Below are 26,775 nucleotides of genomic sequence, written 5' to 3'. Positions count from 1 at the left end.
GTAGAAAATAAGCGGTAACTCATAAGGTAAATATAATGCCAAAGTTAAGATATTTCGTAATTGTCGTTTTATTAGGGGTTCTTGCCCTTAGTGTTATTAATTTAACCCACAATTCGGAGTCAGGAAAAACCAGCAGCGGTGAGGACAGGGGCGCAAGACTTATTTCGGTAAAGTCGCTTTTAACAGAAATGATTGACCGGGATTTGATTACGCATTATCCAGACGCAGAATTTAGGCTAAAGCAAGAGTCTAGTTACAACAGGGCGTCTGACGATCCACAAAATCCAGAAACATGGTTTTTAAATCATGATTTTAACAGTAATAAAAAAGATAAAAACTTTATTAGAATTGAAGAAACAGCAAATGGTAATGAATGGGTCTTAATGGATGCAAAAGGTCCGGGGGCTTTAGTGCGTACTTGGATGCCGTGGAAAAATGATAAAAAAGCAACGACCAATTCGATCATTCGCTTTTATATAGATGGCGCAAAAGAGCCTGTGCTAGAAGGCAACATGTTTGAGTTGTTAAATGGTAAAGGCGCCATACCCTTCCCACTTGCGCATGAATCGCTTCGTTCTGCGGTTTCATTCTATCCAATTCCATATGCCAAAGGTCTAAAAATTACCGTTTCGGAACGCCCGTTCTTTTACCAAATGACTTATCGTGAATATAACAAAACAGCTAAAGTTGAAAGTTATTCTGCGGCAGAGTTTACAGCAGCAATACCTTTGATGGAAAAAGTCGCAAAACAACTTAATGCACCATACAAAGCAGTAGAAGGTCAGGTTAATGCAATCGCTGGGACGTTAAACAACGGTGAGGAGAAATCGTTAGATATCGATACCGGTTCGTCGGCGATTAACGAATTGTCATTAAAACTGAATGATTATAGTGATAAAAACATCACACGTTCAGTTGTTTTAAAAATAGAATTTGATGGGCAACAAACGGTCTATACACCAATTAGTGAATTTTTTGGCACTGGCGTTGGCTTAAACCCGTTTGAAGGTTGGTATCGAACGGTCACCAAAGCCGGTAAGTTAACGACTCGTTGGGTTATGCCATTCCAAAAAACAGCTAAAGTGTCGATTTTAAATATGTCCAATAAGCCTGTCGATTTTACACTTCAGGTTAAAGTCACTGATCGTAAATGGGATGACAGCTCACTTTATTTTCATGCGAGCTGGCGTGGCGAATATCCTGTTGCCACTCGTCCGTTCTCAGACTGGAATTACGTTAAATTAAGTGGCCGCGGGGTTTATGTGGGTGATACGTTGACCATTTGGAATCCGATTGCCCGCTGGTGGGGTGAAGGCGATGAAAAAATCTATGTTGACGGCGAAACATTCCCATCAATTTTTGGAACGGGTACCGAAGACTATTATGGGTATTCGTGGGGCGGTATAAGTACCGACTTTTACCAACACCCATTCCATGCTCAACCGGCGAGTAACGTTTATAATCAGTTAAATCGCAAAGAGACAAATGAACGAAATACGCAGGGTTATAGTGTTGAAACACGTACTCGCTCACTTGATACTATGCCATTTTCTAAGTCACTTACTTTAGATATGGAAGTGTGGCACTGGAAAGACGTTGAAATGGGATATGCGGTTGGCGCTTATTGGTATGGTGATTTAGCCACTAAAAATAATGGCGAGACAAATGTTACCAATGCGCCCAAATTAACTGAGTTGGAATCAAAACTAGACTAAATTCAGATGCGGGTTTGTGTGGCGATGAAGCCTAATTGTTCATCGTTCCACCTACTCGATATTACCCTGAGCCATTGGTAAATGCTTATCACAGAGACTTAAAATGGCCAAGCGGCAACATCAATTTGAGATGGCGTTCCACAATTAGTCGGTAACGCCATCTGATTTTTTCGGCAAAACCTTGTAGACTACGCGCGATTTGTTTTTCAACATTTGGACGTTTTGTTTTGCATACTCTATCTCAACTTCAATCTGGTGAACTCGTTGGCGCACAGCACCTAAAAATCCAACAAGATTTAACTTCATTTCCAATGGAAATTTTGACCCTAGCGGATAGTTTAGAGATATTAGATTTGTCGGGAAACCGCCTAAGCAGTTTACCGCCAGAGTTTAGCCAATTGCACAAGCTAAAAATTGTATTTGCTTCTAATAACTTATTTACCAGTTTGCCGGTGGTGTTAGGTCAATGCAAAAACCTTGAAATGATCGGCTTTAAAGCGAACCAAATCAAACACGTTCCAGAACAGGCTTTACCAGAACAGTTGCGTTGGTTGATTTTGACCGATAACGAAATAGAGTTATTACCGGAGTCGTTAGGTTATCGCCCACGATTGCAAAAGTTGGCACTATCTGGGAACCAGCTTAAAGCTTTGCCACAAAGCATGCGCCATTTACACAACCTCGAACTTATCAGGATATCAGCTAATCAACTTACCGAATGCCCTGAGCAATTATTAGGTTTGCCTAAATTGGCATGGTTGGCATTTTCTGGTAATCCTTTTTGCCAAGTTAACATTAAAATACAAGATGTGCCTACGGTTCGTTTCGATAGTTTTGAACTGCAACAAGTGCTTGGGCAAGGAGCCTCGGGAGTGATCTCAAAAGCTAAATGGCGTAAACCACAAAATCAGTTTCCAGAAAATCAGTTTCCAGAAGACGTAGCAGTTAAAGTATTTAAAGGTGAAGTGACCAGCGATGGTTATCCTCAAGACGAACTGCAAGCGTGTTTAAAAGTAGGTAATCATCCTAATCTTATTCAGTCATTAGCCCAAGTTAATGAAGCTGGCTATTTAGCGCTAATCATGGAATTAATCCCAGATAATTTTTATAACCTAGGCTTGCCACCGTGTTTTGATTCGTGCACTCGTGACAATTTTGCCCCCGGTCTGAGTTTGCCAATTTCAAAGATAAATAAAATGGTAGAACAGATGACAGAGGTCTTTGAACACTTACATCAAAACCAAGTTTGCCATGGTGATCTCTATGCTCACAATTCGTTATTTGATGACGAGGCTAATATTATTGTTGGTGATTTTGGCGCTGCGACCATGTATCACATGTTGACGGGAACTCAGCAAGCTCTTGTTAAACAAATAGAATACCGCGCACTTATGCACTTTATCGATGACTTACTTAGCATCTGTGATGTTAAGGATAAATCGTCGGCATCCTTTCAAAAGCTCAGTGAAATGGTTAACGCTTAGTTTAGCTGTTACTTAGCGGCATAAGCCAAACCACAAAAGACGGAACCTGACCTTCGGTGGAAAAATTATTCACCGGAGGTAATAGCATAGGGTTAGGGAAGCACAACTTAATGCTAGTTTACATGGTCGCAAGTCCTACACTCTTTTATATTCACCTTTTCACAACGCGTCTTGGTATACCCCACCGGTGCGACTGTTTTTCCTATAACCTCACAATCACCATATAACAGCAATAAAATTTACCTTATTGATGGTTTATAAAGTGATGGGCTCGCTCACATCTTGACGTCCCAAACTTGGCTTTTAAATCGCCTGCCATTTAGTCATTTTTACGTTTTTTAAGGTGTTCTTTTGTTATCAAAGTATCAGCTATTTTGAAATTTCGAAATTGGCCATTTTGAAACGCTTTTAAGCCGGTAATAAAAGGCTATCTGAAACCTTATTTGGTCGTATTGATTATGATGTTTGACTATTTTTATACATAAAATGTGTAGAGTTAAATATAAAAATACACAAATTTATTGACGAAGAGCTTGAATGTTGTTTAAATTCACGATATCCGGAAATAGCTTTTCGATGCGCATAAAAATTAGGTTTAGCTGCGAGTGTCATAGTTGTTCCTCGGCGAATGCTTGGCTTAATGATCTCAATAGGATGTAAAAATGATAAACAAACATTTTGTATTGCTGCACCAAGCTGACAATGTTTTTGTATGTTGCAAGCAGTTGGCTGCTGGCAGTTTAACGACCTTAGAAACAGTCGAAGTTGCTATGACAACCGATATCACTGTCGGCCACAAAATCGCAAGAACAGAGATAAGCAAAGGCGACAAAATTATTAAATACGGCGTATCAATTGGATCCGCTACACAGGATATTGTATTTGGCGAACACATCCATATGCACAATATGAAAAGTGACTATATTGCTAGCCACACACGCCAGAGTCGAACAGGGGAAGAGTCATGAAAGGTTATCTAAGAGCGGATGGCCGCAAAGGTATTCGTAACGTCATATTAGTCACTTACCTAGTGGAATGCGCGCACCATGTTGCTCGTTCTGTCGTTGCTGACTCAACTGATGATGAGGTACAACTCATTGGCTTTCCTGGATGTTACCCAAATGAATATTCGTTAAAAATAATGGAAGGTTTGTGCAGTCATCCGAACGTAGGTGGTGTCCTTATTGTTTCTTTAGGTTGTGAAGGCTTTAACCGCGAGCAATTAGCCAAAACTGTCGAAGCAAGCGGCAGACCAGTAGAAACACTTGTTATCCAGCAATCAGGTGGCACAAGGAAAACCATTGAAGCTGGGTTATCAAGTGTTAGCCGACTTCGTGAAATCGCGGATCAAACTGAGTTAGTGCCTATGGCCATGAATGAACTTGTTGTCGGGACTATTTGTGGTGGCTCTGACGGAACAAGTGGTATAGGTGCAAATCCTGCGGTTGGTCGTTGCTTTGACAAGCTTATCGAAGATGATGCTATTTGTATGTTTGAAGAAACTGGTGAATTAATCGGTTGTGAACAGATCATGGCTGAACGAGCCATAACGCCAGAGCTTGGTGTTGAAATTATAAAATCCGTCGAGAAAGCAGAAGATTACTATACCCGCATGGGCTACGGCAGTTTTGCACCAGGCAATGCTGAAGGTGGCCTTTCTACTCAAGAAGAAAAATCGATGGGGGCGTACGCTAAATCGGGCAGCTCTAAAATACATGGTTTGATTAAGCCAGGTGATATTCCAACCCAAGGTGGTTTGTATTTAATGGACGTTGTACCTGACGGCGACCCGATGTTTGGTTTTCCAAACATTGTCGATAGTGCAGAAATTGTCGAAATGATCGCATCTGGATCCCATATCATTTTATTTACAACAGGCCGAGGCTCTGTTGTCGGTTCTGCAATTTCTCCTGTTATTAAAGTTTGTGCTAATCCAGAAACCTATGAAAATTTGTCCGAGGATATGGATATTAACGCTGGTAAAGTCATCAACGGTGAAGCAACCGTTGACCAAGTTGGTGAAGAAATTTACCAATTGGTGAAAGAAGTAGCGCAAGGCAAACAATCTAAATCTGAAGAGTTAGGGCACCAAGAATTTGTGTTAACGTACAAAAAGTTTGAAGGAATTGGTCCTTCTTGCTTGCCTACCATTAGATAGTGGAGTCGAAAATCGATGTTTAAAAACAGACAAATTGGTGACACAGGTCTTGAAGTTTCAGAACTTGGTTTTGGAGCGGCATCGCTTGGAAATTTATACAAGGCTATTTCTGATAATGAAGCTCAAGAAACCCTTGATGCAGCAAAAGCATCGGGGATTAACCTTTATGATACTGCACCGAGATATGGACTGGGTTTAAGCGAAAGAAGACTAGGTGATGCGCTTAGAACATTACCTAAATCTGACTATGTAATTTCCACCAAAGTTGGCCGAATTTTAACTCCTGATCACAAAGCAAATGTAAAAGAACTTAGGTACGGTTTTGACACCCCAATGCCTTTTGACTCGCACTACGACTATACCTACGACGGCATAATGCGTTCGTTTGAAGATAGTTTACAGCGTTTAGGCTTGGCTCAAATTGATATTTTATTAGTACATGATATTGGCGTAGATACTCACGGTGAGCAAGACCCTTATTATTACCAACAACTAGCTTCTAGCGGTTATAAAGCGCTGGATGAACTTCGTTCCCAAGGTGTAATTAAAGCCGTTGGCCTAGGTGTAAATGAAACCGAAATTTGCGAACGGGTTATGGGAATTGGTCAATTTGATTGTTTCTTATTAGCCGGTCGGTATTCATTACTTGAGCAAGACGCGTTAGACACTTTTTTACCTCAATGTGAGCAACACGGAGCATCCATTATATTAGGTGGTCCCTATAACTCGGGGATTTTAGCGACAGGTGTTAAAAATAGTAAGATTACACCTTACTACAACTATGAACCTGCGCCGGCTGAAGTGGTGGCGAAAGTTAATAAAATTGAAGACATCTGCGCGCAGTTTCAAGTACCACTTGCCGCCGCGGCGTTACAATTTCCACTAGGACATTCTGCGGTCTCGACAGTTATACCTGGTTTGGGCAGTGCCAAACGAGTCGATCAAGCCATAGAGTTGTTTAACTACGATATTCCAAAGGCGTTTTGGACTCAGCTTAAAGATGATGGGCTGTTGCGACAAGATGCGCCATTACCAACTAGAGACGCTTACTAATGACAGATGCCCGCGCTGAAATTATAGATAGCCATCAGCATTTTTGGCAGTTGAGTCGTGGCGACTATAGCTGGTTGACGCCTGAGTTATCGAATTTGTATAGCGATTTTTTACCGACGGATTATATTCAAGTTGCAGGAAAAAATTTACCTAGCAATACGGTTTTAGTGCAGGCGGCTGATAGTGATGAAGAGACGGACTTTCTTTTGCAATTGGCCTCTGAAAATGAGCTGGTGTCTGGTGTCGTTGGCTGGGTTCAATTTGATGGAATAAGTCAAATTGTTGTCGAACGTTTAAAGCAGCTTTCAGTTAATCCTTTTTTTAAAGGTGTACGGCCAATGTTGCAAGACATTGAAGATGTCGAATGGATTTTAAATCCAGCCTTTAATCCGACGTTTGAATGTTTAGTGAACCTAGATTTGAGCTTTGATGCATTAGTTAAAACAGAACATTTGAAAACAATTTATACCCTTGCGAATCGTCACCCAAAACTCAAAATTGTGATCGACCATTGTGCGAAACCCAATATCACTGAAAATGAGTTCCAATTATGGGCAGATGAATTAGCGGTGTTTAAACCGCTAACCAATGTTTATATCAAAGTATCAGGATTAACTACCGAAGCGAATGCTGATCAACAAAGCAGCGCTCATTTCCAACATTATTTTGATCATGTCTATCAGACATTTGGTGCAAGCCGAATGATGTGGGGCAGTGATTGGCCAGTGGTGAATTTAAAAAGCAATTACTCTGACTGGCTGACTCTTTCACAAACATTAGTGAGTGACTTATCAGAACAGGAAAAAGAACGGTTTTGGTACGGTACAGCAAACGAATTTTACCAACTGAATCGTTAACAAAAACGATTAAATAGAAATCATGGGATTTAAGATGAATACGCAAAAAGTTTCAATTGTAACGGGCGGTGGCAGCGGCATCGGTCACGCTATCTCTATCGCATTAGCATCTGCGGAGCAGTACATCATTGTGGTTGACCTATCGTTAGAATCCGCGCAGACAACCGTGGATGAGATCAAATCTCTAGGTGGTAATGCCGAGGCAGTTGCGCTGGACGTGTCTAATCATCAACTGACAAAAGAGACTTTTGATAATATTGCCGACAAACACGGCCGTATTGACGTTTTAGTTAATAATGCCGGAATTGGCTCTGTTGGTACATTAGAACAAACGCCAGAAGATGAGCTTGATAAAGTCTACCGTGTCAATGTTAAAGGGGTTTACAACTGTGCTCAAGCGGTTGTTGGCCATATGAAAAAGCAGCAATCAGGTGTTATCGTTAACATGGCATCAATCGCCTCTAGTGTTGGTATCCCTGACCGTTTTGCTTATTCAATGAGTAAAGGGGCGGTGTTGACCATGACTTATTCTATCGCTAAAGATTACGTTAATGACGGTATTCGCTGTAACAGCGTTGCACCAGCCCGAGTACATACACCGTTTGTCGACAGCTACTTAGAAAAAAATTACCCAGACCAAGTCGATGAAATGTTTGAAACATTATCAAAAACACAACCGATTGGTCGAATGGGCACACCAAAGGAAATCGGCGCATTAGTAAAATACTTATGTTCAGATGAAGCTTCCTTCATCACCGGCAGTAATTTCCCAATTGATGGTGGTTTTGTAACGATCAATAACTAAACGTTTTATAAATTTGTACTAATAAAAATAATAAAATAAGGCCAATTATGAATACGACAGATACCGCAAACAGCGCTGCTGACCTTCAACAGGGTGGTGAAAGATCTTCAAAAGAAGTCGTGCCAAAGGTATACCTTGTTAGTTTTATCCTTGTCACTTTGTGTTTTCCTTTGTGGGGATTTGCAAATGATATAACGAACCCTTTGGTAAAAGCTTTTTCAAAAGTATTGCAGATGAGTACAACTCAAAGTACCTGGGTGCAAGTGGCGTTTTACGGTGGTTATGGCGTAATGGCCATTCCCGCTGCTATCTTTATAAAAAAATTCTCCTATAAAGCAGGTTTGCTTATGGGATTAGGGTTTTATGCGTTGGGTGCGTTGTTGTTTATACCGGCAGCTGGTGCCCAGGCATTTGCGCCGTTTTTATTGGCCTTTTTTGTAATGACTTGTGGGCTTTCGTTTTTGGAAACGAGTGCAAATCCATATATTTTATCAATGGGACCAAAAGAAACGGCAACTCAACGACTCAATTTGGCCCAGGCGTTTAATCCTGTTGGTTCATTACTCGGTATGTTTGTCGCCACCCAGTTTATCATTCAAAAACTAAACCCAGCTTCAGATGCAGAACGTCAGGCCCTCGCGGCAGACGGTTCAGCTGCTGCGCTGGATAAGCTATCTGCGATTACGGCCAATGACTTAGAGGTAATTCGTAATCCGTATTTGGCGATTGGTGTAGTCGTATTGTTGGTCCTTTTTGTTATCGCCATTAAAAAAATGCCGCGTACTGAAACTGTGTCAGAAGGGCTTGATTTAAAAGGTACTTTTAAACGCCTGTTGGCAAACCGAAATTATCGTGAAGGTGTTATCGCACAAATGTTTTATGTGGGTGCGCAAATCATGTGTTGGACTTTCATTATTCACTACGGCACAGAAGTGTTTGTCCAGCTAGGAATGACAGAACAAGCTGCTGAAGCAAAATCGCAAATGATGAATATTTACGCGATGATCATATTTTGTCTCAGCCGCTTTATTTGTACTTTTTTATTAAAGTACATTAACCCAAGTAAGTTGTTGATGTTACTGGCTGCCGGCGGCATGTTCTTTACCGTATTAACTATATTCTTAGATGGCGTTGCAGGGGTTTATGCCCTTGTTGGAATATCCGCCTGTATGTCACTGATGTTTCCAACTATATACGGTATCGCGTTAACAGACACTGGCGATGATGCCAAATTGGGTGCCGCTGGACTAATTATGGCTATTGTCGGCGGGACTTTCTTGCCAATGGCACAGGCATCAATCATTGATATGAACACAATATTTGACAGTTTCTCGGCGACTAAAGCGTCATTTGTGCTGCCGTTATTGTGCTTTGTTGTTATTGCTATTTATGGCAAACGTTCGCAACAGGTGAACTAAATGGCTAGTAAGTATTGTTTTGCCCTAGATTTAAAAAATGACAATAAGCTAATCGAAGAATACAAAAAATACCACGAAAGTGGTGCCGTTTGGCCTGAAATTGTTGAAAGTATTAGGTCAGTAGGCATTACGGGAATGGAGATTTTTTTGGTTGGAAACCGCTTATTTATGATCATGAATGTCGACGAGACATTCAGTTTTGAGAACAAAACAAGAGTCGACCAACAAAGCGAAAAAGTACAAGAATGGGAAGCGTTAATGAGCACTTTTCAACAAAAGTTACCCTGGGCGAATGAAGGCCAAAGCTGGGAACTGATGGATAAAATTTTTGATTTAAATGAACAATAATGTAAAAAATTGAAGCAGAGGTAATTATGAAATTAGTAAGATTTGGCGACTTAGGTCAAGAGAAACCTGGAATTTTAGACAGCCAAGGTGAGCTTCGCGATGCGTCTAGTCATTTTGATGATTACGACAAAGCTTTTTTTAACGATAACGGTCTGGCTAAATTACAAAAATTAGATATTTCAAGCCTACCAGTGGTCGACCGCAATGTACGTATTGCAGAGCCTGTAGCTGAAGTAGGGAAAATGATCTGTGTTGGTTTGAACTATGCGGATCATGCGGCTGAGTCTGGTATGGATGTACCGCCAGAGCCGGTTTTATTCTTCAAAGCAACATCTTCTATTATCGGTCCAAACGACAACGTTGTATTGCCACCTAAATCAGAAAAAAGTGATTGGGAAGTCGAGCTAGGTGTCGTTATTGGCAAAGAAGCTAAATATGTATCAGAAGAAGATGCAATGGATTACGTTGCTGGTTTCTGTGTCGTTAACGACTTGTCAGAACGCGAATATCAAATAGAGCGCGCTGGTCAATGGTGTAAAGGTAAGGGATGTGACACTTTTGGTCCTGTTGGTCCTTATTTAGTGACACCGGACGAAGTTGAAGATTTTGATAACCTGAACATTTGGTTAGAACTTAACGGCAAAAAAGTGCAAAACGGTTCGACCAATACCATGGTTTATAAAGTGCCACACTTAGTACATTACATAAGCCAATTCATGAGCTTACAACCTGGCGATATTATCAGTACAGGTACACCTCCAGGCGTTGGTCTTGGAATGAAACCACCATTATATCTAAAAGAAGGTGATGTAATGCGTTTAGGCATCGATGGGTTAGGGGTTCAGCAACAAACTGTTGAACGTTACAAAGCCTAAATCAAACTAAAGGGATAGGTTATGATAATTTCAGCTCCTACGGATTTTCGTGCAGCGGCTAAAAAGCGCCTACCGCCATTTTTATTTCATTATATTGATGGAGGTTCATACCGAGAGGACACACTGCGTCGTAATGTTGATGACTTAGCGGACATCGGGCTAAAGCAACGCGTATTGAACAATATGTCTGAGCTTGATTTAAGCACCGAAATATTTGGTGAAAAATTAGATTTACCTATCGCTTTAGCGCCTGTTGGTCTTACTGGTATGTACGCAAACCGTGGTGAAGTTCAAGCGGCTAAGGCGGCTGAAAAGAAAGGCATTCCTTTTATCATGTCCACGGTTTCCGTTTGCCCAATTGAAGAGGTGACACCTGCGATTGAGAGACCAATGTGGTTTCAATTGTATGTTTTAAAAGACCGTGAATTCATGAAAAATGTGCTGCAACGAGCTAAGGCAGCAGGTGTAACAACTTTAGTATTTACTGTTGATATGCCAGTCCCCGGCGCACGTTATCGCGATATGCATTCGGGAATGAGTGGCCCATTTGCGGCATCTCGTCGAATTTTACAAGCGATGACTCACCCTCATTGGGCATTTGATGTTGGTCTGTTTGGTAAACCTCACGACTTGGGTAATATCTCAGCGTATCGTGGCGAACCAACAAAACTTGAAGACTATATTGGTTGGTTAGGGAATAACTTTGATCCATCGATTTGCTGGAAAGACCTTGAGTGGATAAGAGAATTCTGGGATGGCCCTATGGTCATTAAAGGCATTCTTGATGTTGAAGACGCAAAAGCTGCAGTAAAATTTGGGGCCGACGGCATTGTTGTTTCAAATCATGGTGGTCGTCAACTTGATGGTGTTTTGTCATCAGCCCGCGCGTTGCCTGCGATTGCTGATGCAGTTAAAGGTGAGACTAAAATATTTGTCGACTCAGGAATACGTTCTGGTTTAGATGTTGTTCGTATGTTGGCGTTGGGCGCCGATTGCACCTTATTAGGTCGATCATATATCTATGCCTTAGCGGCGCAAGGACAAAAGGGTGTAGAGCAATTGTTAGACTTGTACGATAAAGAAATGCGAGTAGCGATGACATTAACAGGCGCACATTCTATACATGATTTGTCCACCGAGTCGTTAGTCAACTTACCAAGTTAACAACCCCAATTGGCTACTTTTAACAAAAGTTAGCTGATAAATCTTTAATAGCAAAAAAGCTCAAATTTTTTATATTTGAGCTTTTTTATTTTCAATTGACGATTTTAGACTTTTATTAAAGTCGCTAGACTTAATTTTTTTACTGTTCTAAACCATGAACACAACGCAAGAGCGTACTTTCGGCACTTCGTAGATGCTTTTCCATACTCATAATTGAGCCTGCGTTATTGTGTGTTAATAGATTATTCATCAGGTCGATATGTTCATCAATTGCGACTGTAAAACGTTCTAATTCACCGGTTTTATCCCACTGATAGTGGTAGTGACAGACAAATGAAACAATGTCGAAGAACTGTTGAGTAAATCTGTTCTGAGAACTTTTCTGAATGATTAAATGCAATTCTCTATCAAGATCTGGGAACTCCAAGTACCGATTTTCTAAATCCGCTCTTACTTCTTGATGTTTTTCTAAAAGAACTTTTAACGATTGCCAAACTTCATGTGATTTTGGGAATTTAAGTAGTTCTGTCAGCGCGCGCATTTCTACCATTTCTCTAAATGCGATTAATTCTCGGGCAAAGCTATCGTCAAACTTAACCATTTTCCAACGTCCACGTGGAATTTTTTCTATTAAGCCATTATTCGAAAATTTAATTAGAAACTCACGTACGGTAACCGTAGTGCAACCGGAGTTTTTAGCTAAACTTAACTCTGAAAATCGATCACCAGGCAATAACTGACTCGTATTAATTAGATTCAAAAAGTACTTTTCAATTTGGACTTCTTTAGTCGAATTTTGCTCGTCGATTTCGTAATAATCTTCCTTGGTCGGTGGTCGCAAAACGATTTTATTAAAACCATCACGTTTGATAACGCCAGTCTTAATAAGTTCTTCAACACACGTTCTTACAGTAGTACGACTGATGCTTAGCAGTTTGGTTAATTCGATATCATTAGGCATTTTTGTTTGACCAGCTTCAAGATTCGAAATTAGGTCAAGCATTTGATTGATCGAATTTTTAAACAGGTAAGTCTTGTTGCTCAATTCAGTTCCCTCGTCATTATCATTACGTAATATGTTGTTGCGCATTAGGTGCGATTCAACCTGATACTATACGCTTATTGTAGTGTAAGTGTATTATTTTGGTAAAAAATACATTTAAGAGAAATTTAGTCGTCTACATTTTAATATATGGCGCTTAGGTTAAACCGCAAGTATATTCAAAATTAACACTATTTTTGCTATTAACATGCAATGATTAGGTTAATTACAAGACGTTCGATAAATTCTGTTTATGGTAATTACTGCCAGTGTTTACCTGTGGTATTTATTCAAATAATTACGAATGTGTATTTTGTCGGTTTTAAGTACATTTATGATTGCAACTATTTGTCATAATGAATAAATACACATTGAGGAAAGCGCGTCACCATAACGAAGTGCTTTTTGTCACTTTTAGGTAGTAACACTCACCTCCAATTGATTAAACAATATATTTACGCAGGCGTCAGGTAACGCGAGAAAAACCGAGTGACATATCACCCGGCTATTTACCTTTTTATTTGTACAATAGTTGGCCAACGATAAAACCTGCAGTAATTAACACGAGTGCCATATTGCTGAAAAAAGTTAGTGCGAAACCGATTGTGCGTTTTGATGGATCGTTAACATAAGCCATCGCATAAAGTTGGCGACCAATAATAAATATAACACCCGGAATAAACGCCCATTTCGCGCTAACATAATAGGTAAACGCTAATAACGATGGGATATAGATGATAAGTTGCTCTAACGTATTTTGTTGCACTCGAAAGAGCCTTTCCCATGTTTTTTCACCGCTAATATTAGGTGCAGTGACTTCGAATTTTGGTCTTGAAATACCCACTTTTAAAGTGAACCAACTGTATTGCAACAGCGCGACCATTATAATTAAAACTGATAATTCCATGATTTTACCTTTTTATAGTTGTTTGTAATTTTTAGCCCGCACTAAATTAATACAGGGGTAATGTTTAAAAGATTAACAGCCTTAAGTAAATTTGCTAATCGTTGTTTTCAATCAGTCCTTCTATCCATCTTAGTGATCACGCGGTATTTTTATTTAAGAGAATCCATTAAAGAAATAAAAGTTAACGGAATACTAAAAGTATTTTTATAAAGTTCGTTTTACAAGCTATAACATTAAGTGTGTTACACACTGGGTATTTGCAGTCCAGTAGAGGACCAAATTAGCATTAGAATTAGTTTGGTATCTACTCGTTTTTCAATTACTCTTTTTCTTCACTGGATAATTGAGAACTTTACTTCATGGATTTCGAACCTATTTCGTTACTTGTTTTGATAGGCATCCTGTCTATTTCTTGCCAATTGTTTGCTCATAAACTAAAAATTCCGGCGATTTTACCGCTATTGCTTATTGGCCTTATGGTTGGCCCCGTCTTTGGGCAACTTAATAGTGAGCAGTTATTTGGTGATTTATTGTTTCCAATGGTCTCGCTTTCAGTGGCAATCATTCTTTTTGAAGGTGCATTGTCGCTCAACTTTTCTGAGTTGGGATCACAGGGTAAAGTCGTGCGAAATCTTTGCACAATAGGCACCTTAGTTAACTGGCTGGTTGTCGCGCCCGTCGCCCATTTTGTATTAGGCATATCATGGCAAATTGCGTTTTTGTTTAGTGCGATTGTTACGGTTACCGGACCTACGGTCATCGTACCTATGTTAAGAACGGTTCGGCCCAGTAAAAATGTGGCACAAATTCTTAAATGGGAAGGGATCATCATCGATCCAATAGGTGCAATCCTCGCCGTACTAACCTTTGAATACATAATATCAACTCAAAATGCGATACAACATACACTCGTGGCATTTGGCAAAACAGTGTCTGTAGGCGTTATCTGTGGTGCCTTATTTGGGCATTTGTTAAGTGTTACCTTAAAGCGTGGGTTGATCCCTGAATACCTTATCAACACAGCGGTATTTACCTTTGTCCTTGGTGCCTTTCAACTGTCTAATGTTGCGGCGCATGAAAGTGGCCTGTTAACGGTCACGATAATGGGGATTTGGTTAGCAAATAAAAAAGACGTATCGATTAATAGCATTATCGAATTTAAAGAAACGTTAAGTGTATTGCTTATTTCAGGGTTATTTATCATCTTGGCGGCTCGGGTTGATTTGGCTCAATTAGCCGATATCAGCGTGAACTCAACGGTGCTTTTATTGTGTATGATTTTTGTTGCAAGGCCAATTGGTGTTTACTTATCGACGATGTCGTCATCACTGCGTTGGCAAGAAAAAGCACTTATTAGCTGGATCGCACCGCGAGGCATAGTTGCCGCTGCAGTCTCTGCATTATTCTCTATAAAACTCGAACAAAACGGCATGGATGAAGCAAGTATTTTGGCGTCCTTGGTATTTTTTGTGATTATATTTACCGTCGTATTGCAAAGTTTAACCGCCAAACCGATTGCCAAAATGTTAGGTGAGCGTGAACCAGCACCACTTGGATTCTTAATTTTTGGCGGGAATCATTTTGCCCGGTTGTTGGCTAAAGAGCTGATGCAAACTGGCCTGCAGGTAAAGATTGCTGATACTAACTGGGAAGCTATTTCTGCGGCTCGAATGGAAGGCATCCCAACTTACTTTGGTAACCCAAGTTCTGAACATGCACAACGTACAATGGATCTCACTGGTATTGGAAATCTATTAGTGTTGTCACCTCATAAACAAATGAATTCTCTAGTGACCCAGTACTATCAATTTTTGTTTGGTGAAGAACATGTGGCAGGTCTAGGTGCAACGGATAAAAAAGAATTTGAAGGGCATTTGCCAACTGAAAAATACATGAAGAGCTTAGGTTTGTTTAATAACGTGAGTTACTCGAAGTTAGCGAGTATGTCATCACAAGGCGCAAGCCTTAAAAAGACGTCGATCACAGCTGAGTTTTCATGGGAAGACTATAAAAAGAAATATGAAAATAGGTATACCCCTTTGTTTATGTTTGACGAAAAAAATCACGTTAAATTGGTAACCAAAGAAACAACCTATAGTGAAGATAAAATAAAAGGCATAGTCAGTTTAATAAAGCCAGAAACGCCTGTATCTGAATAAATATTGCTGAATGTTAAATTTCTGAATTGAAATCACCAAGCAAGGCTTTATGCTTTGTAGGAGTTAAGTAAATAAACAGTTTGGGTTTGTCATGAAAGCGCTATTAGTTTTGGTTTTAGTAATGTTTGTCACCAGTTGTGCAAATTCCAACTGGCGAACGGCCAGTCGAGAACCTGCTGGTATTTCACCTAAACCTTGGGTCGAAGAAGCGGCGGTTATTGAGTTTTACGCAGCAGATGCGTTTAGTTGGCGCGGATGGTTTGCCGTGCATACGTGGGTTGCTATAAAACCTGAAAAGGCCGTAGAGTACACTGTATATGAAGTGGTCGGGTGGCGTGTTCGCAGTGGACTGCCAGCACTTAAAGAATATAAAACCATAACACCTGATACATACTGGTATGGCGCTAAGCCAGAAAAAGTATTGTCAATTAAAGGTGCAAAAGCCGAAAAACTCATTCCTAAAATCGTTGCCGCAGTTGCAAGGTATCCGTGGGCTGATGAATACACATTATTCCCTGGCCCTAATAGCAATACATTTCCTGCTTGGTTAGGAGTGCAAATACCAGAACTGGAACTCGATATGCCGTTCAGAGCGATTGGCAGCGGTTACGCAGATTAAAAATAATTTTCTAATCATGATGTAAATTTTTTAGCAAAAGACATAAATTTGGCTAATTATCAGAGCTCTGAGGAGACTTTGAACGAACTTGTGCGTTATGTGGATTGTTATCATATCTTCACGGCTATTATTTTGAATCTAAAATAACGGGTCCTGGTCCTTGACTGGAAAGCTCATCGTCGGGATTGTAAATTGGACACGAATTCAGGGACAAACAACCACAACCAATACATCCGGTCAGTGAGTCACGGAGGTTCTCCAATTGGTGAATTTTACGATTAAGGGCGTCATGCCATAATTGACTTAAATGTTGCCAATCTTCTTTAGTTGGCGTTCTATTGTTTGGTAATGTCGAAAAGGCATGTTTTATTTCATCTAAACTCACCCCCATTTTTTGCGCCGCTTTAATGACAGATATACGACGTAATACTTCTGGTTTATAACGCCGTTGATTACCTTGATTGCGCCAACTTCTAATCAATCCTTTTTCTTCATAAAAGTGCAACGTTGATACTTTTACGCCGCACCGTTTTGCCACTCGTCCGACGGCCCATGTAGGTTCTTGTTCCATTTTTTTTCACTTTTTTCAAAATAACACTTTACCTCAGGTTAACTTGAGGTTTTAGGATGTGCAACAGCTTAATCGAGCTAATTATTAAAAAATGAAATGCATTAGGAGAATCAAATGAAAAATACAAAGCAACATGATCAGGCACCTAGAAAATTAACTTCAGCTTGCGCCGAGAACAACATTAGACAGTCCAAAACCGAACGAATGAACGACAAACAACTGGGTTACCGCTTTTGCAGTTTATTTAATGCCGTTATGAATTTGAAATAAGGAGAACAAAAATGAAACTGGAACATTTAAATTTAGTGGTTGTCAGTCTTGAAAAATCGTTAGCATTTTATCAAGCCGCATTTCCGCATTGGGTTATTCGTGGGGAAGGGCAGTCGACTTGGTATGGCACACCAAGAAACTGGCTACATTTTGGTGATGATTACAATTATTTAACATTTAATGACGGCGGTTCCGGTGAAAACCGTGACTTGAAGTCTAACTCTGTTGGTATGGCGCACTTTGCATTTGTAACCACTAACTTACAAGATGTCATCGACAGATTAAGGTTAGTTGGGTTTGAACTAGCCAAATATTCAGATGCCGATGAATACCGAAAGAATGCGTATTTTATTGACCCTGACGGATATGAAGTCGAATTTGTTGAATACCTATCGGACATTCCAGCGCAGAGGAATTTGTATGTCTGAGTCAACGGTAATTATTTTAGGTTCTAGCCGAAGTGACGGTAATACAAGCGCACTCGTTCATGATTACGCGACAATCATAAATGCGACCGTAGTGGATCTTAACGATTATGAGATAAGCCCCTTTGATTATAATGCAGACTATAACGATGACTTTATTTCCCTCATGGTAGGCTTACTTAAATACGACAGAATAATTCTAGCGACGCCAATGTATTGGTACAGTGCCAGTGCACAAATGAAGACATTTATTGACCGTTGGTCTGATCTATTAAAAACGGATAAAGCCAAAGGCAGGCAGTTACGGGGTAAACAAGTGGTTGTTTTAGCAACCGGCAGCGACAAGATCCCGCCGAACTGTTTTGAACAGATGTTTCAACTGACCTTCAGATACTTAGGCATGGATTATCGCGGCATGCTGTATTGCCAATGTGAGTCGCAATATCTTGTAGAACATCATCACGAAGTTATTGCCAAGTTTGTAATACAGATGGATCGTAACTAATTAACAGCCCTTAGTTTTCACTGTCAAAATCTTTTGTATACTCACTAAGTGACGAATAATTAGGTGGAATGGTATAAGTTTACCGCGCGGTATTTGTATGGAAAAACCAGAAAAACCCGGCTTGAGTGAATGTTGTGGCGGCGGTAGTTGTTGTCCATGTGTCTGGGATGTGTATTTTGCTGAGCTGGAGAAATGGCAAATTGAGCAAAAAAATAAACAACCAGATACAGAGGTTAACCACGACGTGGGAAAAACACCAAATGAGCCTTAGTCGCCCGAGTTAATTGCGAAACGCGGCATAAAATAAACGCTGTTTTAGGAATAAATTGATGTGCGACTTCGGTTTATTTGTGTATGTTTAGCGGTAATTCTACAGGTAACAAACTTATAAGGTTTGAACAATTTATGTCAAATTCAGATTTTATTTATGGCTTTTACTTTAATGCGGAAGGGCCAGCAGATCCCATTCCGTCATTAAATGAGTTAGATAATAACCGTCCAAGCTGGTTGCACTTTGACTACACAGAAGAGACAACCCAGACCTATTTAAGGGAAGTCAGTGGACTTAATCCCGTCGTTGCTGATGCATTATTGTGTGATGAAACGCGTCCCCGCGCGACGACGCTAGACGATGGTTTACTCATCTCATTGCGTGGTGTTAATTTAGCGCCCAATAGTGATCCAGAAGATATGGTGTCAATTCGCCTGTGGGTAACCAAAAACCGCGTGATCAGTACCAGACGTCGGAGATTATTATCGGCTAACGATATTGCTGTAAGTATGGAAAATGGTACGGGACCAAAGTCTGCCACTGATCTTGTGGTGCAACTGACCGATCTATTGATCTCTAGAATGACCAACACCATTGAAGATATTGAAGATAAGGTTTCAGTTATCGAAGAGAGTATTTTAACGAACAATAGCTATGCTCTGCGTAACGAAATATCAGATGTGCGACGCCAAATTATTTCACTTCGACGTTATTTGTCCCCACAAAAAGAAGCGATGAATCAGCTGATAAGTGAAAAGATTGCATTTTTTACCGCTTCAGAAAAAATTCAATTGCGTGAAACCACTGATCATCTCACCCGTTTAGTCGAAGACTTAGATTCTGTCCGCGACCGAGCTGCAGTGACACAAGAAGAGTTAAGTAATGGTCTTGCCGAGCAAATGAACAGCAGAATGTATGTGTTGTCGATTGTGGCCGCAATATTTTTACCGCTGGGTTTTTTAACAGGATTGTGGGGAGTCAACGTTGGGGGTATCCCAGGTGCCGAAAGCTCGACCGCGTTTAGTGTTTTTGTAGCAAGCTTAGTGGCTATAATTTCTGTACAAATTTGGTTATTTAAAAAGAATAAGTGGTTTTAACAGAACTTAACATTTGCAAATGCGCTTACAGTTACGAAGCGCATTTTTTATGCCCTAAAATTTTATGTGGGGAAATAAATTCAAAACCTGCTCGATAATTTCTACTTTTTGGCTTTTAGCTAAATATGCGGCGTACACGTCCCGGGAATAAACCGGTGCGCTTTCAATTAGATGTAACCGTTGTGACGCAATATGCTCAAACGTCATCTGACGGGGAAGATAAGCACTGCCTCCGGCATCTAATATAAAATTGAGTGCAATTCTAGGTTGGCTCATCATATGTTTTGGCGGTGGCGCTGCACTAAACTCCCTTAAATGCTGTGCATTAATGGCCTCGCCGTAATCAACCATGACATAATTATCCATATTTATTGCTGAATTTAGTGGCATTGGTTCTGATGAAACTAGCGTTAAAGGAACTGTAGCGACTTTTTCAGTCATTAGTTCTTCTACATAAGGGGGCTCAAACAAAAACGCGATATCAATTAGGCGACTAAGAAGATTTTTCCGCAATTCAAAAGGGCTATAGTTTGTTGTCATCAAACTTAAGTCATCTAAATTTCGATGAATTTTTTGTAACCAACTCTGCAAAATAATATCCCAAATAGACATCATTGACCCAATGACCAGTTGCGACGAAATATGTTCAGAGACGCCAACATCTTGTTTGGTCTTCTGCCACATTAATAACAGCTCGTTGGCGTGTTTTATTAATCGATTGCCTTCCGGTGTTAATTTGAGGTGTTTTTGACTGCGGTCAAATAACATGACCCCTAAATCGTCTTCGAGCAGTTTAATTCGTGCACTCACGGCGGATTGAGTTATATAGAGCGATTCTGCCGCAAGTCGAAAATGCAGCGTACGGCTTACTTCCAAGAATGTTTTAAGTAATTCAATTTTCATGGCTTTTTCTTTCTTACCAGTCTAATCAAAAAAATTGATTAAACCGACCAAAATATTGCGTTTTGTTGTTTGATAAATGCAGTCTACACTCTTTAAACATTAACCCGTTAGTGAAACGGAAACAAACTTAAAAGTTGGACAAAATATTATGAAAATCGCAATTTTATCTCGCAACGCAAACTTATACTCAACTCGTCGCTTAAAAGAAGCTGGCGAAGCAATGGGTCACGAAGTGGATATTATCGACACTCTTCATTGCTACATGGACATCACGAGTAGTCGTCCAACGGTTCGTTACCATGGTAAAGAACTGCCAATGTATGATGCGATTATTCCGCGAATTGGTGCGTCGGTAACGTTTTACGGTACTGCGGTTGCGCGTCAGTTTGAGATGATGGGAACGTTTAACGTTAACGAATCGGTTGCTATCAGTCGTTCTCGTGACAAATTACGCTCTTTACAATTGTTATCTCGTAGGGGCATTGGTCTACCGCGCACTGGTTTCGCGAGCAAGCCAGACAACATTAAAGACTTAATTAAAAATGTTGGTGGCGCACCCGTTGTTATCAAATTACTTGAAGGTACACAGGGAATTGGTGTTGTATTAGCCGATACGGCAAAAGCTGCTGAAGCGATTATTGAAGCGTTCATGGGCTTAAAAGCAAACATATTGGTTCAAGAATTTATTAAAGAAGCTGGTGGTGCCGATATTCGCTGTTTGGTGGTTGGCGGTAAAGTGGTTGCCGCGATGAAACGTCAAGGTGCTGAAGGTGAATTCCGTTCTAACTTACACCGTGGCGGATCTGCTGAAGTGATCAAGTTAACGAAACAAGAGCGTGAGACTGCGGTAAACGCAGCAAAAATAATGGGTTTGAATGTATGTGGGGTCGATTTACTGCGTTCACAAAACGGACCTATGGTTATGGAAGTTAACTCTTCTCCAGGTCTTGAAGGTATTGAAAATGCGACGGGTAAAGACGTAGCCGGAATGGTTATCGAATTTATTGAAAAAAATGCAAAACTACATGCGACAAAAACGCGCGGTAAAGGTTAGTAGGTAAAGATATGAAAGGAATGACGATGGCGCCATTAAAAATTGGCGAATTTACAATTATGCCAGGTGAGCAACGTAAAATTGAATTACCCGTTGCTAAATTGTATACCGATGCTGATGTATCTTTACCTGTGCATATTTTTCGCTCTAAAAAACCAGGGCCAACAATATTTATAAGTGCAGCTGTGCATGGTGATGAGTTGAATGGGATTGAAATTATCCGCCGTCTTATCACCCAGAAGAACTTTAAAATTATTCGTGGAACTGTAATTGCTGTGCCTATGGTTAACGTATATGGCGTTGTAAATCAAAGCCGTTATATGCCTGACCGACGTGACCTAAACCGTTGTTTTCCGGGGTCAAGTAAAGGTTCATTGGCTGGTCGTGTTGCGTTTAAATTTTTGAATGAAATAGTCAAGCAGTGTGACTACGGTATTGATTTGCACACAGGTGCGATTCATCGTTCTAATTTGCCACAAATTCGTGCCGATTTAACCGATGATGCTACTAAAGAGTTAGCCCAAGTATTTGGGGTTCCTGTTGTATTGCATTCAAACGTATTAGACGGTTCTTTGCGTCAAGCGGCAGTAGAAAATGATACTAAGGTATTGTTGTACGAAGCCGGTGAAGCTTTACGATTTGACGAGTTTTCAATCCGAGCTGGAATGAAAGGTATATTAAATGTTTTACAGTTTTTAGGCATGATGCGAAGAAGCTCGGGCAAAAAACGGAAACCATTAGAACCTTTTATTGCTAATAGCAGTGGCTGGATGCGGGCAAATGCGAGTGGCATTGTTCACAATAAAGTTGATTTAGGTGACCAAATCGAGAAAAACGATATCTTAGCTGAAATCGGTAGTCCATTTGGTGAAGTCATCGATGTTGTAAAAGCAACACGCAGCGGTATTTTGATTGGCAAACAAAATATTCCGTTAGTGCAGGAAGGTGAAGCTATGTTCCACATTGCTGACTTTGAAGAAGATAGCCAGGACATTGTAGAGCAAATTGAAACTGTTCAGGGCCAATTATTACCTGATGGTATGCAAATTTAAATTTAGGACTCAGTGATGAATAACAAAAAAATCATAGGGCGTTTAGAATCGATAGCATTGCCAGATTTGGCGATAGGTGATTTACAAGTACGAGTGGATACTGGCGCTAAAACGTCATCGTTACATGTTGATAATATTCAAAAAGTAGTTAAAAAAGGCAAGCCTTTAGTCAAGTTTGATATTCATCCTGATGTCCATAATGTTGACAAGGTCGTCAGTTGTATTGCACCTATTTGTGATATTCGCAAAGTGAAATCATCAAACGGTGAAGCAGAGCAACGTTACGTCATTGAAACTTTATGTGAGTTAGGTGACGAGCAGTGGATGATTGAAATATCGTTGACTGACCGCTCTGACATGAACTACTTAATGTTGTTTGGCCGTGAAGCAATAGGTAAGCGATTTTTGGTGGACCCATCAAAAGTGTTTATTAATTCTCAAACTAACGACGAAATAAAAGTGTAAGTTATGGATTTTCAGCAAACATTTAGTTCGATTAGAGATGTATTAGGGACAACAATATTTACTGTGTCGGAGCAACCCATCACCTTTGGTGGGCTGCTTATGATACCGATATTGATTGTTTTGGGTCTAAAGCTAACTAAGATGTTAGTTCGACGTGTTAGTCAAAATTTGGCGTCAAAACACACCGACCCTAATGTCATTCACTTGATGCAACGATTGTTTTATGTTGTTGCGATAGCGATTTTGGTTATCACCATTTTAGACATTTTAAATGTGCCGATAACTGCGTTTGCATTTCTTTCGGGTGCCATTGCCATCGGTTTTGGTTTTGGAGCCCAAAACATCATTAACAACTTCATCAGTGGTTGGATTTTGATGTGGGAAAAGCCAATAAGAATAGGCGACTTTTTAGAAGTTGAAGAAGTTAAAGGTGTGGTTGAAGAGATCAATACGCGGTCAACTCGTATACGACGAGTGGACGGGGTTCATATGCTAATACCAAACAGTAAACTGCTGGAAAATACCGTGGTTAACTGGACGTTAGTAGACCGGTTAGTCCGTTCTACTGTACGAATTGGGGTAGCCTATGGCTCAGATCCAAAACAAGTTGCGGCGTTAATTCAACAGGCGACAGATGAGCAGCAGGAAGTATTGCAAGATCCAAAACCGATTGTTACGTTTGAGGATTTTGGCGATAACGCGCTAATATTTGACGTTAATTTTTGGATTAACTCAAGTGTTGAAGGTGGACTGAGAATGGCTCGAAGTCGCATCAGGTTCAGGATAAGCGAGTTATTTGAAGAAAAGAACATTGTTATTGCGTTTCCACAACGTGACGTCCATATTGACGGTGCGGTTACCATTACTCGGGCACCAAAATAATTAACAATTTTCAATACGGTTGATGACGTTAGTACGTTATGCCATCAATAAAAAACGGTCACCAAAGGTGACCGTTTTTTATTATACAGGGTAAGGAACCTTTATTTAAAATGAATACTGTAACCTCAAAGAGGTCGCGGAACCATGATTAATGAGCAAAGCGTTTTTACCTGATATATCGGCTTGTTGATAACCAAGCTGGGCTCTAAGATGTTTGCTATAGGTGTAGTTTAAACCGTAATAAAGCGATGTCGCTTCCGTACCATCGTAATTATCCCGCGCATTTAGCTCACCATATCGAACCACTAAACTTAAAGCACCATAATCCGATTCTGGTTTTATGCCTCCGAGTTTGCCATTTTTGTAGTCCATTTCTTCACCGGTTAAGGTGTAGGTCATTTGTGTGTAGAAACCATCGTATTGACTGTTTAAGTCTGACGAGTCTGGGGCGGCAGTGACTTTTTGGTTAAAATATTCGCCTTGCAAAACAACTCTTTCAGCTATAAACGCAAATTCAAGTCCGGTGGTAGATTGGTCAGTCGCGTCGATTTTTTCACTTTCTATAATTGAATTAGATCCATAAAGCTCTAAGTCTTCGTTAATTCGAATTGAGTCATCTGGATCTTGATTGCGGCTGGTGGCAGAAAGACCAAGATGCAATCTGAACTTATTGGTTTGACTGAATGGCAAAAGAAACTTTTTGTTATATGTCGCCCGAGCGGTTATCGCTGTTTGTTTAAAATCAATGTCTTCGGAGTTATTAAATACACCGACAGCCCACGTATAGCGCTTTTGGTTATCGCTAAGCATGATCCCGGCATTGCGTTTAGGAGCAAAAGTATTGGTTGCCATCGACCGTTCCATGGCCCCAACTTTTGTTGAGCTTGTTAGATATTCTAAACCCATAGGCTCTTTAAATTGACCTACCGTAACGTTAAAGGCAGAAAAATATTTGCTTTTAATACTGGCGTCTTTGACTTCTATTTTCTCTTCTATTTGGTCGTAGGCGACTTGGAGTTCGGCACTCCAAAGTTCAGAAAATGTATATTCAGCGGTTAAGTCTAAGCGCCGCAGTAATGCATCTTCAAAATCATCGTCGAGAAACAAATCATCTGCTTGACGAACATCAACCATAACCTTGCCTGATATCTCTAAAGCCGGTTTTTGTTCGGCCTCGTTTTCAACAATTGATTCGGCGGCTGTTGCAGCGGGTAATGTAAAGAGCGTCAATACCGATAAAGCAAATGCAGCTTGGGCAGTATTGTTAACGATTGATAAATCAAAAGGTTTATAAAACATATATCATCACTTTATTCTATGGGGTTCACGGGACGACGATAAAACACTTTTAATAAGGCACTGTCCCTTAAAAAATCGACATCACCGATTTCAACGTTGGTCACTTCCACGCCAAGTCGTTGCTCTAAATCAGCATAAAGTTGCTGACTTTCGCTAGGCTTAATTAACGCAATATTTTCATAACGAACCAGTTTGTGTTCGATGGTTTTAGTAAATAAAGACGTTTCACTAAATCGTGTAATGATACATAGAGCCGCATTGACCCCAGTAAGTTCCATCATACTTAGCGAACTTACCGAAGAAAGTAATGAAATTGCGATTAAAACAAAAAGGTAGGTCATATCACGCACTGACAATGTTTCGGTTCGATAGCGTAACATTGAGAAAACGGCAAATAGACCAAAAGCGAATCCCATGGACATCTCGACATCGTGAAGCAGGGCGGTGACAAAAAATACCCCATTACCAAAGACTAAAAAGCCCGAACTAGATTCACTTTGAGCATCGTTTCGATAATAAATGCCTCGTAATAAAACGATTAGACTAACAAAATTAATTGCGAATCGTGTTAAAAAATCGGTATTAAGAAGTTCAAACGTTAGGTTCATTAATAACTCCGTGGCGGCGTTTTAACGCCAAAAGGGTAGGTTTAAATAAATTAGATTTAATCTCATTTGGTCGCAGTAATGCCGTCCCCAAACAATATTTGCTAAACGAGCTGGGTCGCAACCCGTTGTGTTTTAAGACTCGATAAAGTGGTGAGCTTAGGTTTAATTTTTGTTGCTTTAATTCGACAATACAAACCCGGTCAAGGGTGATTGTGTTGTTGGTTTGTAAGTCTGTAAACTCAGTATTTAAGTCTATTGTCACCCGCTCACCAAGCTGTTCGTTTGCCAAACTTAACCGTTGGTAATTGCAATTTTGAACATCGATTAATGCCCCAAATTTCTGCAAGCACTGCTGCGTCGTAAAGGTTGTAAACTGCTTAGCTTCATTGTCGGCGACAATTTTAATTCTGGTTTTTTCGGTGCGTGATTTATTAGATTTAATTTTAAGTTCAAAAAAAGCTAAATCATGATCGGCATAACAGCGTCGTCGAACTTTAACGCGATTAAGTTTACCGTTGTGGTGCTGATGATAAAAATCAAATTCTGGCGTGTCGTAATAGACGTTTTCATATTGAGCAAGTAAGTTGCCATTTATATTTAACAAGCTGCAATGGGGCTTTAAGTCTTTTAACAATAAAGGCAATTGGGCCATAGGTAACAAAAACTTACTGTCGACCCGATTCATTAATTTTGCATTTTTAAGATCATCTAACCCATGCTGGTTAAACGAATTTAATATATTCAAATCGAGAGAAAAACTACGAGCTCC

Annotated in this window: 29 protein-coding genes; 22 read left to right on the top strand and 7 right to left on the bottom strand. The window is 40.1% G+C overall.

All coding sequences use genetic code 11. The features are described from left to right. The first annotated feature begins 35 nt into the window (after positions 1-35). The 11 genes from KO525_RS12960 to lldD all read left to right on the top strand — a co-directional run bounded on the left by KO525_RS12960 (position 36) and on the right by lldD (position 11,877). On the top strand, positions 36-1,715 hold the full coding sequence (locus KO525_RS12960; RefSeq protein WP_215964249.1) for a glycoside hydrolase family 172 protein: 1,680 nt from the start codon (positions 36-38) through the stop codon (positions 1,713-1,715). 227 nt (positions 1,716-1,942) lie between these two features. Beyond that, positions 1,943-3,199, top strand: a complete 1,257-nt coding sequence (locus KO525_RS12955; protein WP_215964248.1) for a leucine-rich repeat-containing protein kinase family protein — start codon at positions 1,943-1,945, stop codon at positions 3,197-3,199. Between the two features lie 662 nt (positions 3,200-3,861). Next, a complete protein-coding gene (locus tag KO525_RS12950) occupies positions 3,862-4,167 on the top strand; it encodes a UxaA family hydrolase (RefSeq protein WP_215964247.1) in 306 nt (101 codons plus the stop codon). After that, positions 4,164-5,357 (top strand): UxaA family hydrolase, encoded by a 1,194-nt coding sequence (locus KO525_RS12945; RefSeq protein WP_215964246.1) that lies wholly within the window; start codon positions 4,164-4,166, stop codon positions 5,355-5,357. Before KO525_RS12950 ends, KO525_RS12945 begins: the two co-directional genes overlap by 4 nt. A gap of 15 nt (positions 5,358-5,372) precedes the next feature. After that, complete coding sequence (locus KO525_RS12940) at positions 5,373-6,410, top strand: aldo/keto reductase (RefSeq protein ID WP_215964245.1); 1,038 nt, start codon at positions 5,373-5,375, stop codon at positions 6,408-6,410. Further along, positions 6,410-7,267, top strand: coding sequence for an amidohydrolase (locus KO525_RS12935; RefSeq protein ID WP_215964244.1), 858 nt, complete (start codon positions 6,410-6,412; stop codon positions 7,265-7,267). The genes KO525_RS12940 and KO525_RS12935 overlap by 1 nt, the downstream gene beginning before the upstream one ends. Positions 7,268-7,301: 34 nt before the next feature. After that, complete coding sequence (locus tag KO525_RS12930) at positions 7,302-8,072, top strand: SDR family NAD(P)-dependent oxidoreductase (protein ID WP_215964243.1); 771 nt, start codon at positions 7,302-7,304, stop codon at positions 8,070-8,072. Between the two features lie 47 nt (positions 8,073-8,119). Then, entirely contained in the window at positions 8,120-9,490 is a 1,371-nt protein-coding gene (fucP, locus tag KO525_RS12925) for an L-fucose:H+ symporter permease (protein WP_215964242.1), read from the top strand. Next, the gene (locus KO525_RS12920; RefSeq protein ID WP_215964241.1) at positions 9,491-9,838 is read left to right on the top strand and encodes an L-rhamnose mutarotase; all 348 of its coding nucleotides are present in this window, start codon (positions 9,491-9,493) and stop codon (positions 9,836-9,838) included. Positions 9,839-9,864: 26 nt separating this feature from the next. Further along, on the top strand, positions 9,865-10,713 hold the full coding sequence (locus tag KO525_RS12915) for a fumarylacetoacetate hydrolase family protein (protein WP_215964240.1): 849 nt from the start codon (positions 9,865-9,867) through the stop codon (positions 10,711-10,713). A 21-nt stretch (positions 10,714-10,734) separates the two neighbouring features. Continuing rightward, positions 10,735-11,877, top strand: a complete 1,143-nt coding sequence (gene lldD, locus KO525_RS12910) for an FMN-dependent L-lactate dehydrogenase LldD (RefSeq protein WP_215964239.1) — start codon at positions 10,735-10,737, stop codon at positions 11,875-11,877. A 139-nt stretch (positions 11,878-12,016) separates the two neighbouring features. Here the strand turns inward: lldD and KO525_RS12905 are convergent, their stop codons facing one another. Both KO525_RS12905 and KO525_RS12900 read right to left on the bottom strand, forming a co-directional pair. After that, on the bottom strand, positions 12,017-12,967 hold the full coding sequence (locus tag KO525_RS12905) for a GntR family transcriptional regulator (protein ID WP_252736725.1): 951 nt from the start codon (positions 12,965-12,967) through the stop codon (positions 12,017-12,019). Positions 12,968-13,436: 469 nt separating this feature from the next. After that, positions 13,437-13,826, bottom strand: a complete 390-nt coding sequence (locus tag KO525_RS12900; RefSeq protein WP_215964238.1) for an MAPEG family protein — start codon at positions 13,824-13,826, stop codon at positions 13,437-13,439. Positions 13,827-14,185: 359 nt separating this feature from the next. Here KO525_RS12900 and KO525_RS12895 point away from each other — a divergent pair, with 359 nt between their 5' ends. Together KO525_RS12895 and KO525_RS12890 are read left to right on the top strand one after the other, a co-directional pair. Beyond that, positions 14,186-15,985, top strand: a complete 1,800-nt coding sequence (locus tag KO525_RS12895) for a sodium:proton antiporter (protein WP_215964237.1) — start codon at positions 14,186-14,188, stop codon at positions 15,983-15,985. Between the two features lie 91 nt (positions 15,986-16,076). Next, positions 16,077-16,604 carry a DUF3750 domain-containing protein gene (locus tag KO525_RS12890; RefSeq protein WP_215964236.1) on the top strand — a complete coding sequence of 176 codons (528 nt, stop codon included), beginning with the start codon at positions 16,077-16,079 and terminating at the stop codon, positions 16,602-16,604. 127 nt (positions 16,605-16,731) lie between these two features. Here the strand turns inward: KO525_RS12890 and soxR are convergent, their stop codons facing one another. Continuing rightward, positions 16,732-17,175, bottom strand: coding sequence for a redox-sensitive transcriptional activator SoxR (gene soxR / locus KO525_RS12885; protein WP_215964235.1), 444 nt, complete (start codon positions 17,173-17,175; stop codon positions 16,732-16,734). A gap of 114 nt (positions 17,176-17,289) precedes the next feature. On the opposite strand from soxR, the gene KO525_RS12880 reads away from it, so the two are divergent. The 5 genes from KO525_RS12880 to KO525_RS12860 all read left to right on the top strand — a co-directional run bounded on the left by KO525_RS12880 (position 17,290) and on the right by KO525_RS12860 (position 19,743). Beyond that, positions 17,290-17,445: a hypothetical protein gene (locus KO525_RS12880; protein WP_215964234.1), complete on the top strand. Its 156-nt coding sequence runs from the start codon at positions 17,290-17,292 to the stop codon at positions 17,443-17,445. Positions 17,446-17,456: 11 nt separating this feature from the next. After that, a complete protein-coding gene (locus KO525_RS12875) occupies positions 17,457-17,873 on the top strand; it encodes a VOC family protein (protein ID WP_215964233.1) in 417 nt (138 codons plus the stop codon). Beyond that, positions 17,866-18,375, top strand: a complete 510-nt coding sequence (locus KO525_RS12870; RefSeq protein WP_215964232.1) for a flavodoxin family protein — start codon at positions 17,866-17,868, stop codon at positions 18,373-18,375. The genes KO525_RS12875 and KO525_RS12870 overlap by 8 nt, the downstream gene beginning before the upstream one ends. A 97-nt stretch (positions 18,376-18,472) precedes the next feature. After that, positions 18,473-18,646 carry an oxidoreductase-like domain-containing protein gene (locus tag KO525_RS12865; protein ID WP_215964231.1) on the top strand — a complete coding sequence of 58 codons (174 nt, stop codon included), beginning with the start codon at positions 18,473-18,475 and terminating at the stop codon, positions 18,644-18,646. A gap of 134 nt (positions 18,647-18,780) precedes the next feature. After that, entirely contained in the window at positions 18,781-19,743 is a 963-nt protein-coding gene (locus KO525_RS12860) for a zinc transporter ZntB (RefSeq protein WP_215964230.1), read from the top strand. Positions 19,744-19,797: 54 nt separating this feature from the next. Here KO525_RS12860 and KO525_RS12855 read toward each other — a convergent pair whose 3' ends face one another. Then, the gene (locus tag KO525_RS12855) at positions 19,798-20,646 is read right to left on the bottom strand and encodes a LysR family transcriptional regulator (RefSeq protein ID WP_215964229.1); all 849 of its coding nucleotides are present in this window, start codon (positions 20,644-20,646) and stop codon (positions 19,798-19,800) included. Positions 20,647-20,794: 148 nt separating this feature from the next. Between KO525_RS12855 and rimK the strand changes: the two genes are divergently transcribed. The 4 genes from rimK to KO525_RS12835 are packed head-to-tail and all read left to right on the top strand — an operon-like array spanning position 20,795 to position 24,099. Beyond that, positions 20,795-21,700, top strand: a complete 906-nt coding sequence (gene rimK / locus KO525_RS12850; protein WP_215964228.1) for a 30S ribosomal protein S6--L-glutamate ligase — start codon at positions 20,795-20,797, stop codon at positions 21,698-21,700. Between the two features lie 26 nt (positions 21,701-21,726). Beyond that, positions 21,727-22,752, top strand: coding sequence for a succinylglutamate desuccinylase/aspartoacylase family protein (locus tag KO525_RS12845; RefSeq protein WP_215964275.1), 1,026 nt, complete (start codon positions 21,727-21,729; stop codon positions 22,750-22,752). A 15-nt stretch (positions 22,753-22,767) separates the two neighbouring features. Then, a complete protein-coding gene (locus KO525_RS12840; protein WP_215964227.1) occupies positions 22,768-23,217 on the top strand; it encodes a RimK/LysX family protein in 450 nt (149 codons plus the stop codon). A gap of 3 nt (positions 23,218-23,220) precedes the next feature. Continuing rightward, positions 23,221-24,099, top strand: coding sequence for a mechanosensitive ion channel family protein (locus KO525_RS12835; protein WP_215964226.1), 879 nt, complete (start codon positions 23,221-23,223; stop codon positions 24,097-24,099). A 105-nt stretch (positions 24,100-24,204) separates the two neighbouring features. Here the strand turns inward: KO525_RS12835 and KO525_RS12830 are convergent, their stop codons facing one another. The 3 genes from KO525_RS12830 to KO525_RS12820 are packed head-to-tail and all read right to left on the bottom strand — an operon-like array spanning position 24,205 to position 26,751. Then, positions 24,205-25,398, bottom strand: a complete 1,194-nt coding sequence (locus tag KO525_RS12830; protein ID WP_215964225.1) for an OprO/OprP family phosphate-selective porin — start codon at positions 25,396-25,398, stop codon at positions 24,205-24,207. Positions 25,399-25,409: 11 nt separating this feature from the next. Beyond that, entirely contained in the window at positions 25,410-26,006 is a 597-nt protein-coding gene (locus KO525_RS12825; RefSeq protein WP_215964224.1) for a DUF4956 domain-containing protein, read from the bottom strand. Beyond that, the gene (locus tag KO525_RS12820; RefSeq protein WP_215964223.1) at positions 25,990-26,751 is read right to left on the bottom strand and encodes a polyphosphate polymerase domain-containing protein; all 762 of its coding nucleotides are present in this window, start codon (positions 26,749-26,751) and stop codon (positions 25,990-25,992) included. The genes KO525_RS12825 and KO525_RS12820 overlap by 17 nt, the downstream gene beginning before the upstream one ends. Positions 26,752-26,775 lie beyond the last annotated feature (24 nt).

It is taken from the genome of Psychrosphaera sp. B3R10 (assembly GCF_018861025.1).
GTDB lineage: Bacteria > Pseudomonadota > Gammaproteobacteria > Enterobacterales > Alteromonadaceae > Psychrosphaera > Psychrosphaera algicola.
Note: the sequence above shows the minus strand (reverse complement) of the source record. Positions and strands in the feature narration are given on the sequence as shown.